The organism is Aurantibacter sp., assembly GCF_039941195.1.
Lineage (GTDB): Bacteria > Bacteroidota > Bacteroidia > Flavobacteriales > Flavobacteriaceae > Aurantibacter_A.
Genome location: NZ_JBDVFA010000084.1, coordinates 1 through 22,706, shown reverse-complemented (window position 1 = coordinate 22,706; position 22,706 = coordinate 1). Strand labels below are relative to the sequence as shown.

General features: G+C 35.0%; 25 protein-coding genes. 19 read left to right on the top strand and 6 right to left on the bottom strand.

Going from position 1 to position 22,706, the window contains the following annotated elements; translation table 11 throughout:
* Both ABJF52_RS13445 and ABJF52_RS13440 read left to right on the top strand, forming a co-directional pair.
* The coding region (locus tag ABJF52_RS13445) for a DUF5723 family protein (protein WP_348151144.1) at positions 1-206 on the top strand (206 nt) is incomplete at its 5' end.
* A gap of 114 nt (positions 207-320) precedes the next feature.
* Positions 321-1,205 (top strand): hypothetical protein, encoded by an 885-nt coding sequence (locus ABJF52_RS13440; protein WP_348151141.1) that lies wholly within the window; start codon positions 321-323, stop codon positions 1,203-1,205.
* On the opposite strand, the gene ABJF52_RS13435 is transcribed toward ABJF52_RS13440, so the two are convergent.
* Positions 1,202-2,479 carry a replication-associated recombination protein A gene (locus ABJF52_RS13435; protein ID WP_348151139.1) on the bottom strand — a complete coding sequence of 426 codons (1,278 nt, stop codon included), beginning with the start codon at positions 2,477-2,479 and terminating at the stop codon, positions 1,202-1,204. The two genes, ABJF52_RS13440 and ABJF52_RS13435, sit on opposite strands and share 4 nt — an antisense overlap.
* A 135-nt stretch (positions 2,480-2,614) precedes the next feature.
* Between ABJF52_RS13435 and ABJF52_RS13430 the strand changes: the two genes are divergently transcribed.
* Positions 2,615-3,364, top strand: coding sequence for a rhomboid family intramembrane serine protease (locus ABJF52_RS13430; RefSeq protein ID WP_348151136.1), 750 nt, complete (start codon positions 2,615-2,617; stop codon positions 3,362-3,364).
* 31 nt (positions 3,365-3,395) lie between these two features.
* Here the strand turns inward: ABJF52_RS13430 and rlmB are convergent, their stop codons facing one another.
* Positions 3,396-4,133, bottom strand: a complete 738-nt coding sequence (gene rlmB / locus ABJF52_RS13425) for a 23S rRNA (guanosine(2251)-2'-O)-methyltransferase RlmB (RefSeq protein ID WP_348151133.1) — start codon at positions 4,131-4,133, stop codon at positions 3,396-3,398.
* 314 nt (positions 4,134-4,447) lie between these two features.
* Between rlmB and ABJF52_RS13420 the strand changes: the two genes are divergently transcribed.
* Positions 4,448-7,198: a T9SS type B sorting domain-containing protein gene (locus tag ABJF52_RS13420; protein ID WP_348151130.1), complete on the top strand. Its 2,751-nt coding sequence runs from the start codon at positions 4,448-4,450 to the stop codon at positions 7,196-7,198.
* Between the two features lie 7 nt (positions 7,199-7,205).
* On the opposite strand, the gene ABJF52_RS13415 is transcribed toward ABJF52_RS13420, so the two are convergent.
* The 4 genes from ABJF52_RS13415 to ABJF52_RS13400 all read right to left on the bottom strand — a co-directional run bounded on the left by ABJF52_RS13415 (position 7,206) and on the right by ABJF52_RS13400 (position 13,908).
* Positions 7,206-8,021, bottom strand: coding sequence for a dienelactone hydrolase family protein (locus tag ABJF52_RS13415; RefSeq protein ID WP_348151127.1), 816 nt, complete (start codon positions 8,019-8,021; stop codon positions 7,206-7,208).
* 24 nt (positions 8,022-8,045) lie between these two features.
* Positions 8,046-9,065 (bottom strand): DUF3179 domain-containing (seleno)protein, encoded by a 1,020-nt coding sequence (locus ABJF52_RS13410; protein ID WP_348151125.1) that lies wholly within the window; start codon positions 9,063-9,065, stop codon positions 8,046-8,048.
* A gap of 138 nt (positions 9,066-9,203) precedes the next feature.
* Positions 9,204-10,640, bottom strand: coding sequence for a SusD/RagB family nutrient-binding outer membrane lipoprotein (locus ABJF52_RS13405; RefSeq protein ID WP_348151123.1), 1,437 nt, complete (start codon positions 10,638-10,640; stop codon positions 9,204-9,206).
* A 10-nt stretch (positions 10,641-10,650) separates the two neighbouring features.
* Complete coding sequence (locus ABJF52_RS13400; protein WP_348151120.1) at positions 10,651-13,908, bottom strand: SusC/RagA family TonB-linked outer membrane protein; 3,258 nt, start codon at positions 13,906-13,908, stop codon at positions 10,651-10,653.
* Positions 13,909-14,311: 403 nt separating this feature from the next.
* On the opposite strand from ABJF52_RS13400, the gene rpsL reads away from it, so the two are divergent.
* The 15 genes from rpsL to ABJF52_RS13325 form a co-directional block, all read left to right on the top strand.
* Positions 14,312-14,686, top strand: coding sequence for a 30S ribosomal protein S12 (gene rpsL / locus ABJF52_RS13395; protein ID WP_153757444.1), 375 nt, complete (start codon positions 14,312-14,314; stop codon positions 14,684-14,686).
* A 47-nt stretch (positions 14,687-14,733) separates the two neighbouring features.
* Complete coding sequence (gene rpsG / locus ABJF52_RS13390) at positions 14,734-15,210, top strand: 30S ribosomal protein S7 (RefSeq protein ID WP_153757443.1); 477 nt, start codon at positions 14,734-14,736, stop codon at positions 15,208-15,210.
* Between the two features lie 6 nt (positions 15,211-15,216).
* Positions 15,217-17,349: an elongation factor G gene (gene fusA, locus ABJF52_RS13385; RefSeq protein WP_348151116.1), complete on the top strand. Its 2,133-nt coding sequence runs from the start codon at positions 15,217-15,219 to the stop codon at positions 17,347-17,349.
* Positions 17,350-17,359: 10 nt separating this feature from the next.
* Positions 17,360-17,665, top strand: a complete 306-nt coding sequence (rpsJ, locus tag ABJF52_RS13380) for a 30S ribosomal protein S10 (RefSeq protein WP_008613600.1) — start codon at positions 17,360-17,362, stop codon at positions 17,663-17,665.
* A gap of 184 nt (positions 17,666-17,849) precedes the next feature.
* Positions 17,850-18,467 carry a 50S ribosomal protein L3 gene (rplC, locus tag ABJF52_RS13375; RefSeq protein ID WP_348151112.1) on the top strand — a complete coding sequence of 206 codons (618 nt, stop codon included), beginning with the start codon at positions 17,850-17,852 and terminating at the stop codon, positions 18,465-18,467.
* Positions 18,467-19,096 carry a 50S ribosomal protein L4 gene (rplD, locus tag ABJF52_RS13370; RefSeq protein WP_348151109.1) on the top strand — a complete coding sequence of 210 codons (630 nt, stop codon included), beginning with the start codon at positions 18,467-18,469 and terminating at the stop codon, positions 19,094-19,096. Before rplC ends, rplD begins: the two co-directional genes overlap by 1 nt.
* A 6-nt stretch (positions 19,097-19,102) precedes the next feature.
* A complete protein-coding gene (gene rplW / locus ABJF52_RS13365; protein WP_348151107.1) occupies positions 19,103-19,393 on the top strand; it encodes a 50S ribosomal protein L23 in 291 nt (96 codons plus the stop codon).
* Between the two features lie 9 nt (positions 19,394-19,402).
* Complete coding sequence (gene rplB, locus ABJF52_RS13360) at positions 19,403-20,227, top strand: 50S ribosomal protein L2 (RefSeq protein ID WP_348151104.1); 825 nt, start codon at positions 19,403-19,405, stop codon at positions 20,225-20,227.
* 12 nt (positions 20,228-20,239) lie between these two features.
* Positions 20,240-20,518 (top strand): 30S ribosomal protein S19, encoded by a 279-nt coding sequence (gene rpsS / locus ABJF52_RS13355; RefSeq protein ID WP_348151101.1) that lies wholly within the window; start codon positions 20,240-20,242, stop codon positions 20,516-20,518.
* Positions 20,519-20,521: 3 nt separating this feature from the next.
* Positions 20,522-20,929 carry a 50S ribosomal protein L22 gene (gene rplV, locus ABJF52_RS13350; protein ID WP_348151098.1) on the top strand — a complete coding sequence of 136 codons (408 nt, stop codon included), beginning with the start codon at positions 20,522-20,524 and terminating at the stop codon, positions 20,927-20,929.
* Position 20,930: 1 nt separating this feature from the next.
* Entirely contained in the window at positions 20,931-21,653 is a 723-nt protein-coding gene (rpsC, locus tag ABJF52_RS13345) for a 30S ribosomal protein S3 (protein ID WP_153757435.1), read from the top strand.
* A 19-nt stretch (positions 21,654-21,672) separates the two neighbouring features.
* Positions 21,673-22,098, top strand: a complete 426-nt coding sequence (rplP, locus tag ABJF52_RS13340; protein WP_153757434.1) for a 50S ribosomal protein L16 — start codon at positions 21,673-21,675, stop codon at positions 22,096-22,098.
* 11 nt (positions 22,099-22,109) lie between these two features.
* Positions 22,110-22,301, top strand: a complete 192-nt coding sequence (gene rpmC, locus ABJF52_RS13335) for a 50S ribosomal protein L29 (protein ID WP_153757433.1) — start codon at positions 22,110-22,112, stop codon at positions 22,299-22,301.
* A 13-nt stretch (positions 22,302-22,314) separates the two neighbouring features.
* Positions 22,315-22,572, top strand: coding sequence for a 30S ribosomal protein S17 (rpsQ, locus tag ABJF52_RS13330; protein WP_153757432.1), 258 nt, complete (start codon positions 22,315-22,317; stop codon positions 22,570-22,572).
* A 2-nt stretch (positions 22,573-22,574) separates the two neighbouring features.
* Positions 22,575-22,706 (top strand): uL14 family ribosomal protein (locus tag ABJF52_RS13325; RefSeq protein ID WP_348151147.1); only part of this gene is annotated, 132 nt, incomplete at its 3' end.

The following is a 22,706-nucleotide window of genomic DNA, read 5'->3' as shown; positions in this document are numbered from 1 at the left end:
GAATAGGTAGCGTACTGGCTTTAAAGACGTCATACACGGTTGATAAATTTTCATTTACAAATATTGGTTTAGGACTTAATCTTCAAGCTGGTCCTGTAAATTTTTATGTTTTGGCAGATAATCTACTAGGATATCAGAATTTGGCCAGTAGCCATTATCAATCTTTTCAAATTGGATTAAATATTATATCTTGGGGGAAGAAATAGATATTCTTCAACCTATATTTTTGGTATGTCTTTTGCTGATATAGTAGTAAGATAGCAACAGGTTTTGCAGATTACTGCTGTGATTGTGTTGCGAAGTTTAATTAAAATAGATAGATGTTTAAATCCACAAAATCAGTTTACATAGTACTAGCCATTATTCTTTTTGGAGGTAGTAATATTGCAACGGCTCAAACAAATTTGAATAAGTATAAATACATTGTTGTACCCAAAAAATTCGAGGAATTTAAAAAAGAAAATCAGTATTCAACAAATACCTTAGTAAAACATCTTTTTGCAAAGAAAGGATTTAACACGGTTTGGGAAGATGCAATGCCAGAAGATTTAGCTAACAATCAATGTAAAGCCTTATTTGCGAATCTAATTGAAAATTCGTCCTTATTTAGCACTAAAACCAAGATTGTTTTAAAGGATTGTAATAAACAGGAAGTATTTGTATCGCAAGAAGGGAAAAGTAAAAGTAAACAGTACAAGGAAGCTTATTCCGAGTCGATTACATATGCGATGAAATCTTTTGATTTACTTAATTATAAGTTTGAAGGTGATACTAACGAACCGATTACAGTTAGTTTTAAGAACGACGTAAAAGAACTTAAGGAGCCTAAAAAGCCAAAAGTAGATGCTAAAAAACAAGATGGAGTTCTTATTGAGGAGGCTACTAGAACAAAGCAGACCTATAAAAGTGTTGCTCCAGTTGAATCTGACGTAAAAATGGCGAAAGCTCCTAAAGCATCTCCTCCCGCAATAGCAAAAGAACAGAAAACCGATGTGTTGTATGCACAGGAAATTACGAATGGTTATCAGTTGGTAGATAGCACGCCTAAAATTCTGATGAAAATTTTAAAAACCTCTAAAACTGATTTTTACATAGCAAACGGTGATGTAGGAAGTGGTGTAGTTTATGCTGAAAATGGGAAATGGTTTTTTGAGCGATATGATGGGGGTAACCTAATACAAGAAGAGTTGAATATTAAGTTTTAAGTATCATACTTTTCTTTCCATCTGTTCTTGAGGAATTCTTTAATTGCATTCTCGCGCTGGTTTTTACCAGGGTTATAAAATGATGTTCCCGTTATTTCGTCTGGTAAAAACTCACTGACAACAAAATTGTTGTCGTAATCGTGTGCATATTGGTATTCTTTACCATAACCTAGGTCCTTCATTAGCTTAGTTGGTGCATTTCTAAGGTGTAAGGGAACTGATAAGTCTCCTGTTTGTTTAACGATTTGTTGAGCTTTTCCAACAGCCATGTAGCTAGCATTGCTTTTTGCTGAAGTTGCTAAATATATAGCACACTGACTAAGAATAATTCGTGCTTCAGGGTAGCCAATTGTACTTACTGCTTGAAATGTTGTATTTGCCATAATTAGTGCAGTAGGGTTAGCCAGACCAATATCCTCAGAAGCTGAAATTAACATTCTGCGAGCTATAAATTTTACGTCTTCGCCACCTTCAATCATTCGTGCTAACCAATAAACAGCTCCATTCGGATCGCTACCTCGTATTGACTTTATAAACGCCGAAATAATGTCGTAATGTTGTTCGCCAGTTTTATCATAAAGTACAGTATTCTGTTGTACTTTACTTAATACCAATTTATCGGTAATCTCAATTTTTTCATGATCTTCAGAAGAAACAACAAGTTCAAAAATATTGAGTAGTTTTCTACCATCACCACCGGAAAGTCTTAAAAGAGCTTCGGTTTCTTTTAAATTAATCTCTTTTGACTTTAGAAAATCATCCTTGGCAATGGCTCTATGAATTAGGGCTTCTAAATCTTCTTTTCCAAATGGATTTAAAATATAGACCTGACAGCGTGATAGAAGAGCGGGTATAACTTCGAAACTTGGATTCTCCGTTGTAGCGCCAATCAGCGTAACCCAGCCTTTTTCAACAGCTCCTAAAAGTGAATCTTGCTGCGATTTGCTAAATCTATGAATTTCATCAATAAATAATATTGGATTTTTTGTAGTGAAAAGGCCACCGCTTTGTTTGGCTTTCTCAATAACTTCTCTAACATCTTTAACTCCGCTACTTATGGCGCTTAAAATATAGAAAGGACGATCACTTTCATTCGCGATGATGTTTGCTAGTGTTGTTTTGCCAGTTCCGGGTGGTCCCCATAAAATTAAAGAAGGAATCAATCCTTTTTTAATTTGTGTTGTTAACGAGCCTTTTTCACCTACTAGGTGATTTTGACTTATATATTCTTCTAAATTTTTGGGTCTGACCCGCTCTGCTAACGGTTGATTCATTTGATAAAAATAAGATAATTGCAGAAAAAGACGTTCTAGGTTAAAGGGAAACTTAATCGAATAGTTTTTAAATTCGAAAAAATGACAATTTATCAGTTTCAATAAAAATGGCCGACTTATTGTTAATAATCATTTATGTCTGAACACCATTATTTTAAATATACAAATTCCGTAATCGTGGTGCCAATGTTGGCAGTATTGGCAATTTGGTTTGTTTATTGGGTTGAGATACGGTTCCAGATTAATCTCAATAATCATGGTATTTATCCTAGAAAGGCAAGTGGTTTGCAAGGTGTATTATTTAGTCCATTTATTCACGGGTCAATAAAACATTTGTACAATAATACTATTCCATTAGCTGTATTATTAGCATCACTATTTTATTTTTATCATGAACACGCTAGTAAAGTTTTGCTGTTAGGTATCCTAATCTCGGGTTTGTTTACTTGGATTATTGGTAGGCCTTCATATCATATAGGAGTTAGTGGTGTAATTTATTTATTAGTAAGTTTTATTTTTTTTAAAGGGATTTTTACGAAATATTATCGTTTGGTAGCACTTTCTTTAGTGGTAGTCTTTATTTATGGCAGTTTGTTATGGTATATTTTCCCAATAAAAGAAGGGATTTCATGGGAAGGTCACTTAGGAGGTTTTTTAACGGGACTGTTGTTCGCTGTTGTTATAAAAACTAAAATTCCTTCAGTAAAAAAATACGCATGGGAAAAGGAGGATTATAATGAAGAAGAAGATATTTTTCTACAACATTTTGATGAAGACGGAAATTTTATTGAAAAAGTTCCAGAGGAAAATACTAGTGATGAAACCACAGCAATTAAAATTACATATCATCTAAAAAAAGATGTTAGCAATAAAAGGCAGGAATAAATATTATACGCAAAGTATATTTTGTTGGCTACTATAGTTGTCTCTGCCGTACTACTTCATAAAGAAAAACTGCACAAGCAACCGAAACATTTAAAGATTCTATTTCACCAAGTAGCGGTAATTTCCCTTTTTCATCAACTGCTTTTAAGGTTGAAGGAGAAATGCCTTTTCCTTCGGCTCCCATAACAATAGCACAAGCCTCTTTCAAACGCAATTCGTAAATAGTTTTGTTAGTTTTTTCTGTTGCTGCAATTACTTTAATGCCTGTTGCTTGTAAATAAAAAACAGCATCTTTAATGTGATCAACTTTAGTAATTGGAACTTTAAAAACAGCGCCGGCCGATGTTTTAACAGTATCTGCTGTAACCGGAGCTGCACCATGCTTCGGTATTATAATAGCATCAACACCAGTACATTCTGCGGTTCTAATAATTGCACCGAAATTACGAACATCTGAAACTTGATCAAGTAAGAGTAGGAGAGGAGCTTCTTTTTTGCTTGAAATTTGTTCCAATAATCCCTCAAAATCATGAAAGTCAATAGGAGAAATATTAGCTACAGCACCTTGGTGATTGTTTTTGGTAAGACGATTCAATTTTTCAATGGGAACATAAGAAGTGTTAATCCCGCTTTTTCGGACTAAACTTTCAAGTTCTTTAATTAAATCTCCGCTAAGTCCTCTCTGAAGAAATACCTTGTCAATAGATTTCTCAGCATTAATTGCTTCTATTATGGCTCTTATACCATAGATTTGATCCGTTTTTTGCATGGGTTAAAGATAGATAAATACTATTCAATTAATAAAAAGAAGTAAGCTATTAAAAGTACTAGAATAGACTAGAATTAATCACGAAATTATTTGTAAGGTTTCTTATCGATAAAAAATTACTTTCATCGATGTTTGTTACAATTTAGGCCTAAATATTTGGGCAAATCTTTAGAATAATAGTTATTACGAAATTGATAAAAAACATTATAGATTTTTGTGTCATTATAAATTCTATATGAGCCTTGTTAAATAGGAGTTTCATTGCGATTTTGTCGATAAAAATGTGCTATATTTACTAATCAAATTAATGAAAATTGAGACGTTTAATTATCATTTTATTGGTATTGTTACAAGGTACTTTTGTCTTCGCTCAAAAGGAATCTGCTAACTGGTATTTTGGAGAAAACGCAGGTCTTAGTTTTAATTCTGGCGCTCCAGTTCCGCTAGTTGACGGTAAGTTAAATACGAGTGAAGGTTGTGCTACAATTTCTGATACCTCTGGTAATTTGTTGTTTTATACCGATGGTGTAACAGTTTGGGATAGAAAACATAATGTCATGCCTAATGGAGAGGGTCTATTAGGGCATAGTTCTAGTACTGAATCGGCATTGATAATACCGAAGCCAGGAAGTAAATCTAGATATTACATTTTCACTATTGATATGCCGAGTTATTTTTTAAAAGAAGGCAAACCAATTAATGGTGTTAATTTTTCTGAAGTAGATTTATCGCTTAATGGTGGTTTTGGTGATGTGGTTGAAGATGTTAAAAATATTCATTTGATTACCTACGATACAAGTGATCCGGAAGAGAACGAATTTAAATCTTCAGAAAAAATAGCGGCAGTAACACATAGTAATGGAAGCTCTATTTGGGTTACAACTAGTTTTATGAATCGCTTTTATTCTTTTTTGGTTGATAATACAGGTGTGAATACGACCGCTACAGTATCTCAAGTTCAACAAACTGTGCGTCCCGTTTTAAATGATGATGATGCTAATGTTACTGCTATAGGTTACTTGAAAATATCGCCAAATGGAAAGAGAATAGCTATAGCACATAGCTCTACAGCAGCGGGAAGTCCAAGAAATGGAACGAAAAAATCTGGAAAAGTTTTATTGTACGATTTTAATAATACAACAGGTCAAGTGTCTAACCAGATTACACTGTTAGACAATGCTTATCCTTATGGTGTTGAGTTTTCACCAGATTCGAAACTCTTGTATATTACCAATTCTATTTTCGATGAATCTGATGTTTTTATAAATGGTGAATTGCTTCAATATAATGTGGAAAGCGCTAATATCGCTGGTTCAAAACAGTTAATTAATTCTTCTCAAAATGTGGCGGGAGCATTGCAATTGGCTATTGATGGTCGAATATATAGAGCGGGTTATAAAGTATTCGCAGATGGTTTTGATCTTTCAGTAATTAATAATCCGAATAATATTGGTCCAGCTTGTGATTATTCTGAAAATTCAATAAACCTTGGCGGAAAGGCGGCTAAATTAGGTTTGCCTCCTTTTGTACAATCTATATTTATTTACAATTTTGATTACGAGTTTACATGTTTTGGTGAGCAAACTCATTTTTTCATAACTACTGAAGAACCTTATGATAGTGTACAATGGGATTTTGGTGATGGTAATACGTCGACAGATGAAGATGCTTATCATACTTTTGCTCAATCCGGGACATATACTGTTGGGTTAAGTTTAACGCTAAATGGAATTACAAGAGATTCAATATTGAAAGAAATTATTATTTCTGAACCTCCAAATGTTAGATCGGATACATATGAGTTAATTCAATGCGATAGCTTCGACACTGATAGTACTGATGGAAGAGCTTTATTTAACCTTCAACAGGCGAATGAATCTTTAAGTTTGGACGACTCAGATGCTATTCAGGTTTATTTCTATAATTCATTGCTAGAGGCAGAGAATGATACCTTGAACATTAATGCATTAGATAATGTTTATCGAAATCAAGTAGTGGGTGAAATAGTTTATGCTAAGGTTTATAGAACAAATACGGAGTGTTTTGCAATGACAACAGTGCAATTAAGTACAACATCTCCACTTAATGTTGGCGAACATGAGATGGTCACCTGTAATGTGGAAAGGAATGAGGATGTAGTTTTCGATTTGGCAGCTAAAGCCGAAGAAATTGCTGATGAATTAGGTTTGTCTACAAGTGTTGATATTACATTTTATGAAACAGAATACGATGCGGCTATAGGAATAAATGCATTGCCAGGAAGTTATATTTCTAAAAACTCAAGATTATTTATTAGAGCTGAAACTGATAATACCTGTTATGGTAATGGCGTTTTAAATTTGGAATTGAAGGAATTTGTAGAATTAGAGGATCAAACTTTAAAAGTTTGTAAAGAGGATTTTCCAATGGTCATAAGTTCAGGAATCGCTGCTAGTGATATAGAAAATTATAATTATGAATGGAATACCTCTGAGGTTGATAGTGAAATATCTATAACGAAATCAGGGATTTATGAAGTTCTTGTAAGCGATCGTTATTCGAGTTGTTCAGACTTTGTTACAATTACCATTGAGGAAAGTGTTGCACCTGTTATAGCCGATTTAATAATAAATGAGCAGCAAGTAGTGGTAATGGTTGATGAATCAAATGAGCAAGAATTTCAATATGCCCTAGATGATGAATTCGGATTATACCAAGAAAGTAATATTTTTATTGATGTAACCGAAGGCGTTCATGAAGTGTATGTGAAAGATAGTTTGGGGTGTGAAATAGTCTCAAAGGATTTTAATATTTTATATTTTCCAAAATTCTTTACTCCTAATAATGATAATGTAAACGATATTTGGAATGTGCATGGTCTTGATTCAAATCTTGTAGATAATAATGATTTAGTCCTTAGTATTTATAATCGTTATGGTAAATTATTATACTCTTTTAATCCCTTAAAATCCTCTGGATGGAATGGTACTTATAACGATGCGAGATTAACATCTGATGATTACTGGTATTTTATGAAACTTCCGACAGGTGAGGTAAGTCAAGGGCATTTTACCTTAAAGCGATAAGACATATTTATTGCCAAACTTCTGTGGCTAAATATCTTGCTCCTTCTTTAAAATAAGGCATATAATCACATACTTGATAATGGTCTAATTCAGGAGCAATAACAAATTGAATGTCAGATCCTGCTTCAATTGATTCATTAATAAAATTTTGAGTGGTTTCTAAGAGGAATAATTCATCTTCTTCTCCATGTATAACGTATACCGGTACGTCAAGTGGATTATATTCACCAGTATTGGAAATGGTGTTATATGAAGTAGCTAAAGGAATAGCAACCGAAAACAAAGTGCTATAAAATTGCGCGTAAAACCAGCTTCCGTTACCACCGTCGCTATATCCAGTAATGCCTACTTTGTCTGTATCTATAGACAAGTGAGTAGTGACCAAATCATGTAAAGCTATAATTTGTATTTGATTATTTTGAGAATACCAAAGTTCACCATTACTATTAGGACTAATAATGTAAGCATCAAGAATGCCCTCAAGCCCTGGGGATATTATGCATTCAGTATTTTTGTGTAAGTTGTCATCTACATTTTGTGCCCCTCCATGTAAATTAAATATTAAAGGCAAGTCATTTAATGCTACATCAGTAGGAACAACCACACGGAATTTCCAGAAAAGCCCAATAGTTGTTGATTCTAATGTGACATCGTTTATACCTGGTTGAAAGTCGATGGCTTGAAAATCTTTTATTACATCATCCGCAGTCCTTACAGTAGGTTCCGGATCCACTGGGTCAGAAGGTTCTGAATCACTAGAACAAGAGAGATTTAGTAAGGTTATTGATATTAGAACTAGAATATTTTTATTGAAATAGTTCATATTGTAATTTTTTAACTAATAGCATTAAAAGTGCAGAATCCTATTGTCATAAAAGTCTTCCCATGCCCATTTGCCGGCAATAAAACATATTGGACTTTTTAATTGATTCCCCGTGTTAGGTCCTTCAATCGCTCGACCAAAAACGTCCCATTTTGTATTTTCGTTGTCCAATAAAATTAATGGAAATTCAATTTCATTTAGTAATGTAAATTCTAATGATGCTGGTACGTAAAATGCATTGAAAAAAGGTACATTCTTATTACCAACTACTATTGTCTTTTTGCCATTGACTGTTATCGTTTGTATTTCTGCATTATTTGCCAATTCGTCATAACTAAATAGGTGTACACTGTCTTCTTTTACATGTTCATTAATTACGCCAAAAAGGTTATTGTAATTTAAGGAAATTTCTTCTATTTCACACCCCGTACATAAGCTTGTATTATTATGATAGAAAACATTGGCGCTAGAAAATTTAGCTTTGGCAACAGACCAGACAGTTTCAATAAGATTATAAGTTTCAATTCTATTAGTTTTATTTGTGCCTCTAATAACTCTAGAATCCATTTGAGACCAATATTCTTCTTCAATATCATCGGTTAAAACTAAATTATCTTTGTACAAATATCCCGAAGCTTTCATGATAAGAGATGAAACTGATTCAGAATTATTGTCGAAACAAAGCGCACTCTGTGTTAAAGGACAGTAACTAAAAACAAAATTATCATCATCAATAGGTGTGTCTACAACTTCGTAATAATTGGTAAAATCGTAGGGGTAAACAAAAATGTTATCTCCGAAAGATAAAATAGCCACTTTAGAATTCTCTGATAAAATATTAAGGTCACTTATAAATGAAATACTTTTATATACTGGAGATTCTAATAAAGGGAAATAAGAAGTTCCTCCGCCAATTTCAGCTTCTGGAACACACCATGGAGAAGTGTACTTTTCTTGTGTTTCAACAATATTTGTAACTGCAGTGTTCTCACTAGAACAACTAATGCATAAAATACTTGCAATAAAAAGTACTTTAAATTTCATGTTGAGGGTGTTAATGTTACGTCGCAAGAATTTTATAATACTTACATTATATTTAGAGTTTTATTTAATTGGAGTACAAAAAAAAGGCTGGTTCCAATGAAACCAGCCTTTACTATAATAGATATAACTTTAATTTAGTTATTCAACATCAAAAAACAATTTAGTCGTTTGGTTGTCTCCACCAATTGCAGTAGAAGCAGCTTCCCAATTTGTTTGATTCAAGTTTTGCTCAGAAATTGGATACGTATATCTTGTTGGTACAGGTAATTCGCTTACCGCCGCAACATTCATTGTTGGAGTATCATAAACTCTCCAAGCTGTCCACGCTTCAAAACCTCTGTTGTACATTGCTAACCATAATTGATTACCAATTTTCTCTTTCCATGTACCTGGAGCAGTTGCATAAGCAACATCAGCGTTAGCTAAATAAGCATCTACGCCATCAACACCCCAGTAGTCAAATGAAGCAGTAATACCTGCGTTATAGAAAGCTTCTGCATCAGCAGGAGTTCCAGAAATTCCGCGTTCTGCTACATCTGCTAAGTAAAATGATACTTCAGCAAAATCAAGTAAACTAGCAGGCTTGGTCGGGTCCAACATAGCAGCACCAATATGAGTATAAGTAGAATACGTATTGTTGTCTCCATAAGGACCTCCAAGATATGTATCTTCACCTAAGTTTTGGTCAAAATAAGCCGTTCTTCTAGGATCATCTAAGTTGTTCATGAAATCAACTAACGTATTAGCGATAACAAAATCTGAACGACCAGATTCAACCAAATCTTCCCAAAGAGGATTAGTGTTTGGTGTAGAACTAGAAAAGATTATCTGAGCATTATCAGCATTAGAAGTGAAAACGCCACCACTAATAGCGGAATTAATTGCAGCAGTTGCCTCAGCTGTCATACCTGGAGCGTCAATAGCTCTTAATCCCATTCTTAATAATAAAGAATTAGCAAACTTTTTCCATAAGGTAGCATCACCTGCATAGATTGCATCAGCAGAACCAAATCCAGTACCAGAAATAGTAGGAATAGTTGCAGTTAATCTAGAAATTAAATCACTATAAATAGTAGCTGCATCATCATACGCTGGTAAAATGTATTCAGTTGTATTTAAAGCTTGACTATAAGGTACGTTACCAAAAGTCTCCACCATTTGTGCATAGGTATAAACAACCAATACTTCAATCTGTGCAATTCTAGAAGTTTTCTCAGCAGCACTTAAAGCTTCATCCGCTTCAGTTACTTCACGAGCTGTTTTTAAATCTAACAATACATCTCTGTATATTTCAGACCAATGACTACCAGGAATAGTCCTAGTGTTAAAGTCATAGTTCGCTTCATCTGTATATGTAGTCTCTGTCCAATGTTGTGCTAACATTTTAAAAACATTGAGGTTTACATTTGTACTAGTTAATTGATCAATTAAGCTGTTAACAGCTCCGTTGAATAAAAAACTAGCATCAACAGCAGTAGGATTTTTTGGATCCCTATTTAAATTCTCATAAGCATCATCCGATTGACATGATACTAGGGCTATAATTGTAATAGCTGTTATTAATATTTTTTTCATAATTTTTTTTTTAAAACTGTAATTTAAGACTAGCACCAATTTCTCTAATTGAAGGGAAAGCTCCTGATTGATACCCTTGAACGTTACCAGAACTTAAACCAGCTTCTGGATCAGCATAAGGAACGTTTTTTGATATAATCCATAGGTTTCTACCAATAAATGATATTGAGGCAGATGTGAAAGGAGTTCTATCAATTACTTTAGAACCTAATTTATACGTTAAATTAGCTTCACGTAGTTTAACATAACTTGCATCATGTACGTGATATGCACTAGGAGCTCTTGCGTATCCATAAGGGTTAGCATAGTAATCAAAATCACCTCTAACTTGATTAGGATTTCCATCTTCATCAACACCGGCAATAATTAAACCACCAGAATCAGCACCATAGTTTCCTACTGTTCCTGTAACAGGGTCTCTAATAGGGTTTCCTAACTCGTTGTCAGCAGCAGACCAATCTAACATACCTGTCGCGTAACCATAATAAGTATCCAATGAGAATACATCACCACCTTGTTGAATGTCAATTAAGAATCCTAGGCTTACGTTTTTGTAACTAAAAGTGTTGTAAACACCACCGGTCCAATCTGGGTTAATATCACCAATAACTTCGTTACTGTTGTCAGTTCTAAGCCAGTTACCATTATCATCTACAATAGGTTGGCCATTTTCATGATATACAAAATCACGACCTCTAATAGTACCGTAAGGTTCACCTGGTGTAGCGTTAATTGATACACCACCTTGTAGAGAGGCTAATTCTAAGTTTTCAATTCCGTTCAATAACTCAACAACTAAACTCTTGTTTTGAGCCCAGTTTAAAGTAACGTCCCATTGAAAATCTTCAGATTTTATAGGAGTTGCAGTTAACTGTGCTTCCCAACCTTTGTTTTCTATAGTACCTGCATTTAATACAGCAGTAGAATATCCAGTAGCTGTTGATAAAGGTATTCTAGTAATTTGGTTAATGTTCTGCGTGTTGTAGTAAGAAACATCAAGTCCTAAACGTCGCTTAAACATCGCCATTTCTATACCAAATTCAGTACTTTCTTGTCTTTCAGGTAATAGATTTAAATTTGCTTGCGATGTAGGGTTTGTTGCACTACCACTACCATTAAAAGGTGTGTTAATAGTATAAGTGTTAAAAACTCTATACGGATCAGTATCATTACCTACTTCAGCGTAATTTGCTCTTATCTTACCAAATGTTAACCAGTCAGCATTAATTAATTCTGAGAATATAATGTTTCCAGAAACAGAGTAATACCCATATCGGTTATCTGCCTTTGGTAATGTTGAAGAACGGTCAGTTCTATAAGAACCTTCTAAATAAGCGAAATTATTATAACCTAAACTTGCTCTAATATATTCACCATCTACCATTTTAGTAGCATCATATTCAATAGGAGCTTCTATAGGGCTTACACTATTAGATAAAGTGTAAAGGCCAGGTAGGTTTAAACCACCATTTGTTTCAGCAAAAATACTGTTGTTTTGGTTTCTTCTAAGGTTAACACCAATAGTACCTTCAAAACTTAATTTTTCAGTAATATATTTATTGAAGTTTAACATAGCATCGTAGTTGTATTCTGCTACATTGTCATTATATCTTATATAAGAAGAAACATCTGCACTACCTACATTAATTCGCTCTTCTTGTAAAGCAGAATATGTATCAAATGTAAATCTACCAACTGCAGTTAACCAATCGTTAATTTTATAATCTAACGCAAAGTTACCGAAATATCTACTTCTAGTATCTGTCTCGTAATTTTCGTAGAATGTCCAATATGGGTTATCAGAATATATTGGAGAAAGGTTGTCAGGACCGTTAGGGTTCCAAGTAATGTTTTCTCTTGTTGCAAAATACGCTTCTTTTTGTTCAGCAAAATCCACATTCATTTGGTTCCACTGTCTAAATTGTTGCATAATGTTACCAGAACTATAACCCGTACCATTTCTACCCTGACCATCAGTCTTAACAAAGTTAAAATAAGCACTTACTGTTAATTTTTCTGATAAATCGTGTGAACCACTAAATGAAATTGTATTTCTTTTAATAGTTTGATTTGGTAAGTTACCGTCTTGATAAAGGTTTGTAACACCTAATCTAAATGAACTTGTTTCCGTACCACCATCTAAAGAAACTGAATTTACAGAAGTAGCACTTGTTCCCCAAACGTAGTTTGGATTATTTGCACCAGCAACATAAGGAGTTGCTTGTTGGTATGTATCCGTTAATGAAGGATAGATAGAATTCCATTGATATACTAATAAGTTGGGATCGAAGGCAGCACCATAAGAAGCATCTTCTGTAAAAGGAGTAGTTAAATCATCTATTCCATCTCCGTTTACATCATATAAGTTAAAGTATCCATCTTCAGAATCATAATAAGCACCGTAACCAGCACCGTATTTATCTTGATACTTAGGTAATGTAGAGCTGTCAGCAGTACCTAAAGATAAACTTGAGGTAATGGTAACACCAAGACCTTTATTTCGTTTACCTTTTTTTGTGGTAATCATTACAACACCATTAGAAGCTCTAGAGCCATATAATGCTGTTGCTGCTGCACCTTTTAATACGTTGATTGTAGCAATGTCATCTGGGTTAATGTCAGAAGCGGCATTACCGTAGTCAAAACCACCACGTCCAATCGTTTGTTCAGCTACCATACCATTTCTAGTATTGGAGTTGCTGTTATCTACAGGTATACCATCAATAACAAATAAAGCTTGGTTGTTACCAGCGATTGAGTTGTTACCTCTAATAATTACTTGAGTAGAACCTCCAAGGTTACCAGAGTTTTTGATACTTAAACCTGCAACCTTACCAGAAAGAGAGTTAACAAAGTTATTACTCTTTACTGCAGAAACTGCATCCCCTTTTACTTCTTGAGTTGCATAACCTAAACTTTTCTTTTCTCTTTTAATACCAAGAGCGGTTACTACTACCTCGTCTAAAGCTTCAGCGTCTTCTGCCATTTGCACGTTAATAGAATTGCTCGCACCAATAGTCCGTTGCTCAGATTTCTGACCGATGTAGGTAAATAAAATTACCTGACCGGCAGCACCGTTAATGGTATAATTACCATCAAAGTCTGTCTGAGTACCATCCGTGGTACCTTCTACAACGATGTTTACACCTGGCAATGGTAAACCATCTTGGTCAGTGACCGTACCAGAAATCGCTTTGTCCTGTGCAAAGGAAATGTGCACAACAAACGCCAAAAGCAGCGTTAAAATTCCTTTAATTTTTGTTCTCATTTTATAATTATTTGAATTAGCTAAGCGCAAAAATCATATTTTCATGTTAATAAACCAAACGAATATTAATAAAACTTTAAGATACAGTAACGTTAATACAACTTTCTTGATCTTTTTTGTTATAGAATATAAATTGTGTAATAAAAAAGCATGTAAAATATGAATATGATAAAAAACCAATAAAATGCTTAAATAAAATTAATTTTAACAGTGATTTTGATAGTTATTTTTTAGAGAATCATATTTATTATGCATGCATTTTATTTGTCGTGAATTCGGGCCTTAAAAACCGGTTAATTAAAAAAAAAATAAAATTAATGGTCTAGGATTTGAAATATTATGAAATAGTATTACATTTGCCGACCCTTAATCAGGGGTAAGTTTTATACATATACAATATAGTATGCCAACGATATCACAATTAGTAAGAAAAGGAAGATCGACAATTACGAAAAAAAGTAAGTCGGCAGCCTTGGAATCATGTCCTCAAAGAAGAGGTGTTTGTACACGTGTGTACACAACAACTCCAAAAAAACCAAACTCAGCTATGCGTAAAGTAGCTAGGGTAAGGTTAACTAACGGAAAAGAAGTAAATGCATATATACCAGGTGAGGGTCATAACCTTCAAGAGCACTCTATAGTTTTAGTGCGTGGTGGTAGGGTAAAAGATTTACCAGGTGTGAGATATCACATTGTTAGAGGTGCATTAGATACGGCAGGTGTTGCTGGAAGAACGCAGCGTAGATCAAAATATGGTGCAAAACGTCCAAAAAAATAGAGAAAGTTAAAGGTGAGTGATTTCATCTTATACCTTATATATATACCATGAGAAAAAAGCAGGCAAAAAAGAGACCAATTTTACCAGATCCAAGATTCGATGATCAGCTGGTTACACGTTTTGTGAATATGATGATGTGGGATGGAAAGAAATCCGTGGCTTTCAATGTATTCTATGATGCAATGGATATCGTAGAAGAAAAAAAGACTGATGAGGAAAAATCTTCATTAGAGCTATGGAAAGATGCCCTTTCTAATGTGATGCCGCATGTTGAAGTGCGCAGTCGTAGAGTTGGTGGTGCTACTTTTCAAATTCCAATGCAGATTCGTCCGGATCGTAAAATTTCAACTGCCATGAAGTGGTTGATTAGTTTTTCGAGAAAGCGTAATGAAAAAGGAATGGCTCAAAAATTAGCAGCAGAAGTTTTAGCGGCTTCGAAAGAAGAAGGTGCGGCTGTTAAAAAAAGAGTAGATACGCATAAGATGGCAGAAGCAAATAAAGCATTTTCTCACTTTAGATTTTAATCAAAAATGGCAAGAGATTTAAAATTTACACGAAATATAGGTATTGCGGCGCATATTGATGCTGGTAAAACCACAACTACCGAACGTATTTTATTTTATACGGGTGTAAGTCATAAAATAGGTGAGGTTCATGATGGTGCTGCTACTATGGACTGGATGGAGCAAGAGCAAGAACGTGGTATTACAATTACCTCTGCTGCTACAACTTGTGAATGGCAATTTCCTACTGAAAATGGTAAGCCGACTGCAGATGCAAAAGGTTATCATTTTAATATTATTGATACTCCTGGTCACGTGGATTTTACGGTTGAAGTAAACCGTTCTTTACGTGTTCTTGATGGGTTGGTTTTCTTATTTAGTGCTGTTGATGGTGTTGAGCCTCAATCAGAAACTAACTGGAGATTAGCTGATAATTATAAAGTTCCAAGAATTGGATTTGTTAATAAAATGGACCGCCAAGGTTCTAATTTCTTGATGGTTTGTAAGCAAGTCAAAGAGATGTTAGGTTCTAATGCGGTGCCTATTGTATTGCCTATTGGTGAAGAAGCTGATTTTAAAGGTATAGTAGATTTAGCAAAAAACAGAGCAATTGTTTGGCATGATGAAGGATTCGGTTCAACATTTGATGTTATCGATATTCCTGAAGAAATGAAGGCTGAAGTAAGGGAGTATAGAGCTGCTTTAATTGAAGCTGTTGCTGAGTATGATGAGGAGTTGATGGAGAAATTCTTTGAAGATGAAGACTCTATTACTGAAGAGGAAGTGCATGCTGCCTTAAGAGCTGCAGTTATGGATCGTGCAATCATTCCAATGATTTGTGGTTCATCATTTAAAAATAAAGGTGTTCAGTTTTTATTAGATGCTGTTTGTAGATACTTGCCTTCACCAATTGATAAAGATGCAATTGTAGGTACAGATCCTGATACAGGTGAATCTATTAGTAGAAAACCAGATGTTAAAGAACCTTTTTCAGCTTTAGCTTTTAAAATTGCTACAGATCCTTTTGTTGGTCGTTTGGCATTTTTTAGAACTTATTCTGGTCGTTTAGATGCTGGTTCTTATATATTGAATAACCGTTCAGGTAAAAAAGAACGTATATCACGTATATACCAAATGCACTCTAATAAGCAAAATGCTATCGATTATATTGAGGCTGGTGATATTGGTGCTGCTGTAGGTTTTAAGGATATTAAAACTGGAGATACAATGTCTGCTGAAAAGCATCCAATTATTTTGGAGAGTATGGACTTTCCTGATCCTGTAATTGGTATTGCGGTTGAGCCTAAAACTAAGGCTGATGTGGATAAATTAGGTATGGCTTTGGCTAAATTAGCTGAAGAGGATCCTACTTTTCAAGTAAAAACAGATGAAGCTTCAGGTCAGACTATTATTTCGGGTATGGGTGAGCTTCACTTGGATATTATTGTTGATCGTTTAAGACGTGAATTCAAAGTTGAGGTGAATCAAGGTGAACCTCAAGTTGAATATAAAGAAGCATTAACAAAGTTAGCTGCACACAGAGAAACTTACAAGAAGCAATCTGGTGGTCGTGGTAAGTTTGGTGATATCGTCTTTGAAATGAGTCCTGCTGATGAAGATTTTGAAGGAGAAGGATTGCAATTTATCGATGAGATTAAAGGTGGTCGTATTCCGAAAGAGTTTATTCCTTCTGTTGAGAAAGGATTTAAAACTGCCATGATGAATGGTCCGTTAGCTGGATTTGAAATGGATACTATGAAAGTAGTATTGAAAGATGGATCTTTCCACCCTGTAGATTCTGATGCATTATCATTTGAGTTGGCAGCGAAAATGGGTTATAAGGCTGCTGGTAAAGCTGCTGGTGCTGTAATTATGGAGCCTATAATGAAATTGGAAGTTATTACTCCTGAAGAAAACATGGGTGATATAGTTGGTGATTTAAATCGAAGAAGAGGTACAATCAGTGATATGAGTGATAGAGCTGGTGCTAAAGTTGTAAAAGGTACTGTGCCATTATCAGAGATGTTTGGATATGTAACTTCTTTGAGAACATTATCATCAGGTAGAGCAACGTCAACTATGGAGTTTTCACATTATGCTGAAACACCATCAAATATTTCAGAAGAAGTAATTAAAGCAGCAAAAGGGATAACCGCTTAATTGTTAGAAGATGAGTCAGAAAATTAGAATAAAATTAAAATCTTACGATTATAACTTGGTTGATAAGTCAGCTGAGAAGATTGTAAAAACGGTTAAGACTACTGGTGCTGTTGTAACAGGTCCAATTCCGTTACCAACACATAAAAAAATATTTACGGTTTTACGTTCACCTCACGTGAACAAAAAATCTAGAGAGCAATTTCAATTAAGTTCTTATAAAAGACTTCTTGATATTTATAGCTCTTCGTCGAAAACTATTGATGCACTTATGAAGCTTGAGCTTCCAAGTGGTGTTGAGGTTGAGATAAAAGTATAAGTTTAGTATTCTTGCGGGAGCGAGAATGGACATGTCCTGAGCTGCGTGCTAAGGAAAAACGGAAAAAATATATTCAGGGTTGAATAATTTTTGACCCTGTTTTTTTGTCAAAAAGTGAAGTAAAATTAATATAAACAGCGGGGAGATTTCTTATCGGAAATTGAACTTCTAAAATTTAAATCAAATGTCTGGGTTAATAGGAAAAAAAATAGGCATGACCAGCATCTTCGACGAGAATGGAAAAAATATTCCATGTACTGTCATTGAAGCGGGACCATGTGTAGTTACCCAAGTCAGAACCGAAGAAGTTGATGGCTATAAAGCACTTCAACTTGGTTTCGATGACAAGGCAGAGAAACGAGCTAATAAGGCCGAATTGGGTCATTATAAAAAAGCTGGTGCATCTCCTAAGAAAAAAGTCGTTGAATTTCAAGGTTTTGATGAGGAACACAAATTAGGTGATACAATAAATGTTGATCTTTTTGTGGAAGGAGAGTTTGTTGATGTTATAGGAACATCAAAAGGTAAAGGTTTTCAAGGTGTTGTTAAGCGTCATGGTTTTGGTGGTGTTGGACAAGCAACTCATGGACAACATAACAGGTTAAGAGCTCCAGGTTCTATTGGTGCTGCGTCATATCCTGCAAGAGTTTTTAAAGGAATGAAGATGGCAGGAAGAATGGGTGGTGATAGAGTTACTGTTCAGAACCTTAAAGTTTTAAAAGTAGTATCAGAGAAAAATCTTATTGTAGTTAAAGGTTGTGTTCCTGGTCATAAGAATGCATACGTAACCATTGAGAAATAATGAAGGTAGCTGTTTTAGATATTAAAGGAAAAGAAACAGGTAGAAAGGCAGACCTTTCTGACGATGTTTTCGCAATAGAACCAAATGAGCATGCTGTGTATTTAGATGTGAAGCAATATTTAGCACATCAAAGACAAGGTACTCATAAAGCTAAGGAACGTGCAGAAATTGCAGGTAGTACGCGTAAGATTAAAAAGCAAAAAGGTACTGGTACTGCAAGAGCTGGTAGTATAAAATCTCCAATTTTTAGAGGTGGTGGTCGTATTTTTGGCCCTAGACCTAAAGATTATGCTCAAAAGTTGAATAAAAACGTTAAGCGTTTAGCTCGTAAATCGGCTTTAAGTATTAAGTCTAAGAACAAAGCGATATTAGTAGTTGAGGACTTTAATTTTGAGACTCCAAAAACTAAAGATTTCGTGCAAGTTTTAAAGTCTTTAGGATTAGAAAATAAAAAATCTCTAGTGGTGTTGGGTGATTCAAATAATAGTGTATATTTGTCTTCGCGTAATTTGACCCGTTCAGAGGTTGTAACTAGCTCAGAAATAAGTACTTACAAGATAATGAACGCGAATAATGTGATCCTTTGTGAGGGTGCAGTTGAAGGTCTTATCGCGAATTTAAATAAATAGTAAATCATGAGTGTATTAATAAAACCAATTATAACTGAAAAAATGACCGCTGATAGCGAGTTATTCAATCGTTATGGTTTCGTTGTTGAGCTTAAAGCTAACAAAATACAAATCAAGGAAGAGGTGGAAGCAACGTATGGTGTTTCTGTTCAGAAAGTAAGAACCATGATTTACGGACCAAAACGTAAAACACGTTTTACTCGTTCAGGAGTTCAGCATGGGAAAACGAATGGCTATAAAAAGGCAATCGTTGATGTAGCTGAAGGTGATATAATCGATTTTTACAGTAATCTATAGCATTAGAAAATGTCAGTTAGAAAATTAAAACCGATAACCCCAGGACAGCGTTTTAGAGTAGTGAATGGTTTTGACGCCATAACTACTGATAAGCCGGAGAAAAGCTTGCTTGCTCCGTTAAAAAAGTCTGGTGGTAGGAATAGTCAAGGAAAAATGACGATGCGCCATAGAGGTGGTGGTCATAAAAGAAGGTATCGTGTAATCGATTTCAAAAGAGAAAAGCAAGATGTTGCTGCGACGGTGAAGTCAATTCAATATGATCCTAACAGAACAGCTTTTATAGCATTGTTGGAATATAAAGATGGTGAAAAGCGCTATGTGATTGCTCAGAATGGTCTACAGGTAGGTCAGGAAGTGAAATCTGGTAATGGTGCGGCTCCAGAAATTGGAAATACCTTACCATTAAGCGCTATTCCTTTAGGTACTATAATTTCTTGTATTGAATTACGTCCAGGACAAGGAGCTGTTATGGCTAGAAGTGCTGGTACTTTCGCCCAATTAATGGCGAGAGATGGTAAATTTGCTACAGTGAAAATGCCTTCAGGTGAAACAAGATTAGTTTTAGTGAATTGTTTAGCAACTATTGGTGCTGTAAGTAATTCGGATCATCAATTGCTTGTTTCTGGTAAAGCAGGTAGAAGTAGATGGTTGGGTAGAAGACCTAGAACAAGACCAGTGGTTATGAACCCTGTCGATCACCCAATGGGTGGTGGTGAAGGTAGAGCTTCAGGTGGTCACCCAAGATCTAGAAATGGTATTCCTGCTAAAGGATATCGTACTAGAACTAAGACTAAGAGTACAAATAAGTATATCGTAGAACGTAGAAAGAAATAAAATTAAAAAGAAATGGCACGTTCATTAAAGAAAGGACCTTACGTTCACTATAGTTTAGAAAAGAAGATACAACAAGCTGCGAGTTCTGGTAAGAAATCAGTAATCAAAACTTGGTCTAGAGCTTCAATGATTACTCCTGATTTTGTTGGGTTAACAATTGCAGTTCATAACGGAAGACAATTTGTTCCGGTTTATGTTACAGAGAATATGGTAGGTCATAAATTGGGAGAATTTTCACCTACACGTTCTTTTAGAGGGCATGCAGGAGCTAAGAATAAAGGAAAGAAGTAAGCTATGGGAGTTCGTAAAAGAGAAATGGCCGATAGAATTAAGGCTGAAAAAAAACAAGTAGCTTTTGCTAAATTGAATAATTGCCCAACATCGCCTAGGAAAATGCGATTAGTAGCAGATTTGGTTAGAGGTGTACAGGTGGAGAAAGCATTAGCTATCTTGAGATTTAATTCAAAAGAAGCTTCTAGAAAATTAGAGAAATTGTTGCTTTCAGCTATTGCAAATTGGCAAGCTAAGAATGAAGATGCGAATGTTGAAGATGCAGATTTGTTTGTAAAAGAGATACGTGTTGATAGTGGTAGTATGTTGAAGAGATTGCGACCAGCACCACAAGGAAGAGCACATAGAATTAGAAAACGTTCGAACCATGTTACATTAGTATTGGGTTCAAATAATAATACAGCAAGTTAGAATGGGACAGAAAACAAATCCGATAGGAAACCGTCTAGGCATAATTAGAGGTTGGGAATCCAACTGGTACGGTGGTGATGATTATGGCGACAAGCTAGCTGAAGATGATAAGATTAGAAAGTACATTCATGTAAGACTTGCTAAAGCGAGTGTTTCAAGAGTAATTATAGAGAGAACTCTTAAGTTGATTACGGTTACCGTAACTACTGCAAGACCAGGTATCATTATTGGTAAAGGTGGTCAGGAAGTGGATAAGCTGAAAGAGGAGCTTAAAAAGATTACGAATAAGGAAGTACAGATTAATATTTACGAAATTAAGAGACCAGAAGTTGATGCTAATTTGGTTGCGGCAAGTGTTGCAAGACAAATAGAAAGCAGAATTTCTTTCCGTAGAGCTATTAAAATGGCAATTGCTGCGGCAATGCGAATGAATGCAGAAGGAATTAAAATTCAAATTTCAGGTCGTTTGAATGGTGCTGAGATGGCGCGTTCAGAATCATATAAAGATGGTCGTATTCCATTATCTACGTTTAGAGCGGATATTGATTATGCACTTCATGAAGCTCACACGACATATGGTCGCCTTGGTATTAAGGTTTGGATTATGAAAGGTGAGGTATATGGTAAGAGAGAATTATCTCCATTAGTTGGCATGCAAAAAGGTCAATCAGGTAAAGGAGGAAAACAAGATGGTGGTAGAAAACAACCACGTCGTAGAAAGTAATTTTTAAAGCAACAGAGTAATGTTACAACCGAAGAGAACGAAGTTCAGAAAAATGCAGAAGGGCCGTATGAAGGGTAATTCCGGTAGAGGTCATCAGCTTTCTAATGGTATGTTCGGCATCAAGTCTTTGGATGCAGCTTTTTTGACTTCGCGTCAAATTGAAGCAGCACGTATCGCAGCGACAAGATATATGAAAAGGGAAGGTCAGTTATGGATTAAAGTATTTCCAGACAAGCCTATTACTAAAAAGCCATTGGAAGTACGTATGGGTAAGGGTAAAGGTGCTCCCGAGTATTTTGTAGCTGTTGTAAAACCAGGAAGAGTAGTTTTTGAAATTGCTGGTGTACCAATAGATGTTGCAAAAGAAGCCTTAAGGTTGGCTGCACAAAAACTACCTGTAAAAACGAAATTTATTGTAGCTAGGGATTATTCGATCCAAGATTAATTTTAATTGAGATGAAACAATCAGAGATAAAAGAAATGTCGGTCGAAGCACTGTCTGAAAAGATAGCCGAGTTCAAGAAACAACATGCGGATTTGAAGTTAGCCCATTCGGTTACACCATTAGAGAATCCACTTCAGATTAAACAGGTAAGAAAAACTGTGGCTAGATTGGCAACGGAATTAACTAAAAGGGATAACCAATAATTGGTTCTGCTTTATGGAAAAAAGAAACTTAAGAAAGGAAAGAATTGGTGTCGTTACAAGTGACAAAATGGAGAAATCTATTGTTGTTAGCGAAGTAAAGAGAGTGAAGCACCCAATGTACGGTAAGTTTGTATTGCGCACGAAGAAATATGTTGCGCACGATGAGCTAAACGATTGTAAAGAAGGTGATACCGTAAAAATAATGGAGACAAGACCTATTAGCAAGAATAAGTGCTGGAGGTTGGTTGAAATTTTGGAAAGAGCTAAATAATTATGTTACAGCAAGAATCAAGATTAAAGGTAGCGGACAATACAGGAGCGAAAGAGGTTTTGACCATTCGTGTTCTGGGAGGAACTAAAAGAAGATATGCTTCTATTGGTGATAAAATTGTTGTTACCGTAAAG

What these genes read in the sequence shown, in the direction of transcription:
- ABJF52_RS13435 (WP_348151139.1), bottom strand. Translation starts at nt 2,479, where the DNA reads ATGAATCAACCGTTAGCAGAGCGGGTCAGACCCAAAAATTTAGAAGAA.
- ABJF52_RS13430 (WP_348151136.1), top strand. Translation starts at nt 2,615, where the DNA reads ATGTCTGAACACCATTATTTTAAATATACAAATTCCGTAATCGTGGTG.
- rpsL (WP_153757444.1), top strand. Translation starts at nt 14,312, where the DNA reads ATGCCAACGATATCACAATTAGTAAGAAAAGGAAGATCGACAATTACG.
- rpsS (WP_348151101.1), top strand. Translation starts at nt 20,240, where the DNA reads ATGGCACGTTCATTAAAGAAAGGACCTTACGTTCACTATAGTTTAGAA.
- ABJF52_RS13405 (WP_348151123.1), bottom strand. Translation starts at nt 10,640, where the DNA reads ATGAAAAAAATATTAATAACAGCTATTACAATTATAGCCCTAGTATCA.
- rplW (WP_348151107.1), top strand. Translation starts at nt 19,103, where the DNA reads ATGAGTGTATTAATAAAACCAATTATAACTGAAAAAATGACCGCTGAT.
- rplP (WP_153757434.1), top strand. Translation starts at nt 21,673, where the DNA reads ATGTTACAACCGAAGAGAACGAAGTTCAGAAAAATGCAGAAGGGCCGT.
- rpmC (WP_153757433.1), top strand. Translation starts at nt 22,110, where the DNA reads ATGAAACAATCAGAGATAAAAGAAATGTCGGTCGAAGCACTGTCTGAA.
- rpsQ (WP_153757432.1), top strand. Translation starts at nt 22,315, where the DNA reads ATGGAAAAAAGAAACTTAAGAAAGGAAAGAATTGGTGTCGTTACAAGT.
- ABJF52_RS13415 (WP_348151127.1), bottom strand. Translation starts at nt 8,021, where the DNA reads ATGAACTATTTCAATAAAAATATTCTAGTTCTAATATCAATAACCTTA.
- rplB (WP_348151104.1), top strand. Translation starts at nt 19,403, where the DNA reads ATGTCAGTTAGAAAATTAAAACCGATAACCCCAGGACAGCGTTTTAGA.
- fusA (WP_348151116.1), top strand. Translation starts at nt 15,217, where the DNA reads ATGGCAAGAGATTTAAAATTTACACGAAATATAGGTATTGCGGCGCAT.
- ABJF52_RS13400 (WP_348151120.1), bottom strand. Translation starts at nt 13,908, where the DNA reads ATGAGAACAAAAATTAAAGGAATTTTAACGCTGCTTTTGGCGTTTGTT.
- ABJF52_RS13410 (WP_348151125.1), bottom strand. Translation starts at nt 9,065, where the DNA reads ATGAAATTTAAAGTACTTTTTATTGCAAGTATTTTATGCATTAGTTGT.
- rplC (WP_348151112.1), top strand. Translation starts at nt 17,850, where the DNA reads ATGTCTGGGTTAATAGGAAAAAAAATAGGCATGACCAGCATCTTCGAC.
- rplD (WP_348151109.1), top strand. Translation starts at nt 18,467, where the DNA reads ATGAAGGTAGCTGTTTTAGATATTAAAGGAAAAGAAACAGGTAGAAAG.
- rplV (WP_348151098.1), top strand. Translation starts at nt 20,522, where the DNA reads ATGGGAGTTCGTAAAAGAGAAATGGCCGATAGAATTAAGGCTGAAAAA.
- rpsG (WP_153757443.1), top strand. Translation starts at nt 14,734, where the DNA reads ATGAGAAAAAAGCAGGCAAAAAAGAGACCAATTTTACCAGATCCAAGA.
- ABJF52_RS13440 (WP_348151141.1), top strand. Translation starts at nt 321, where the DNA reads ATGTTTAAATCCACAAAATCAGTTTACATAGTACTAGCCATTATTCTT.
- rlmB (WP_348151133.1), bottom strand. Translation starts at nt 4,133, where the DNA reads ATGCAAAAAACGGATCAAATCTATGGTATAAGAGCCATAATAGAAGCA.
- rpsC (WP_153757435.1), top strand. Translation starts at nt 20,931, where the DNA reads ATGGGACAGAAAACAAATCCGATAGGAAACCGTCTAGGCATAATTAGA.
- rpsJ (WP_008613600.1), top strand. Translation starts at nt 17,360, where the DNA reads ATGAGTCAGAAAATTAGAATAAAATTAAAATCTTACGATTATAACTTG.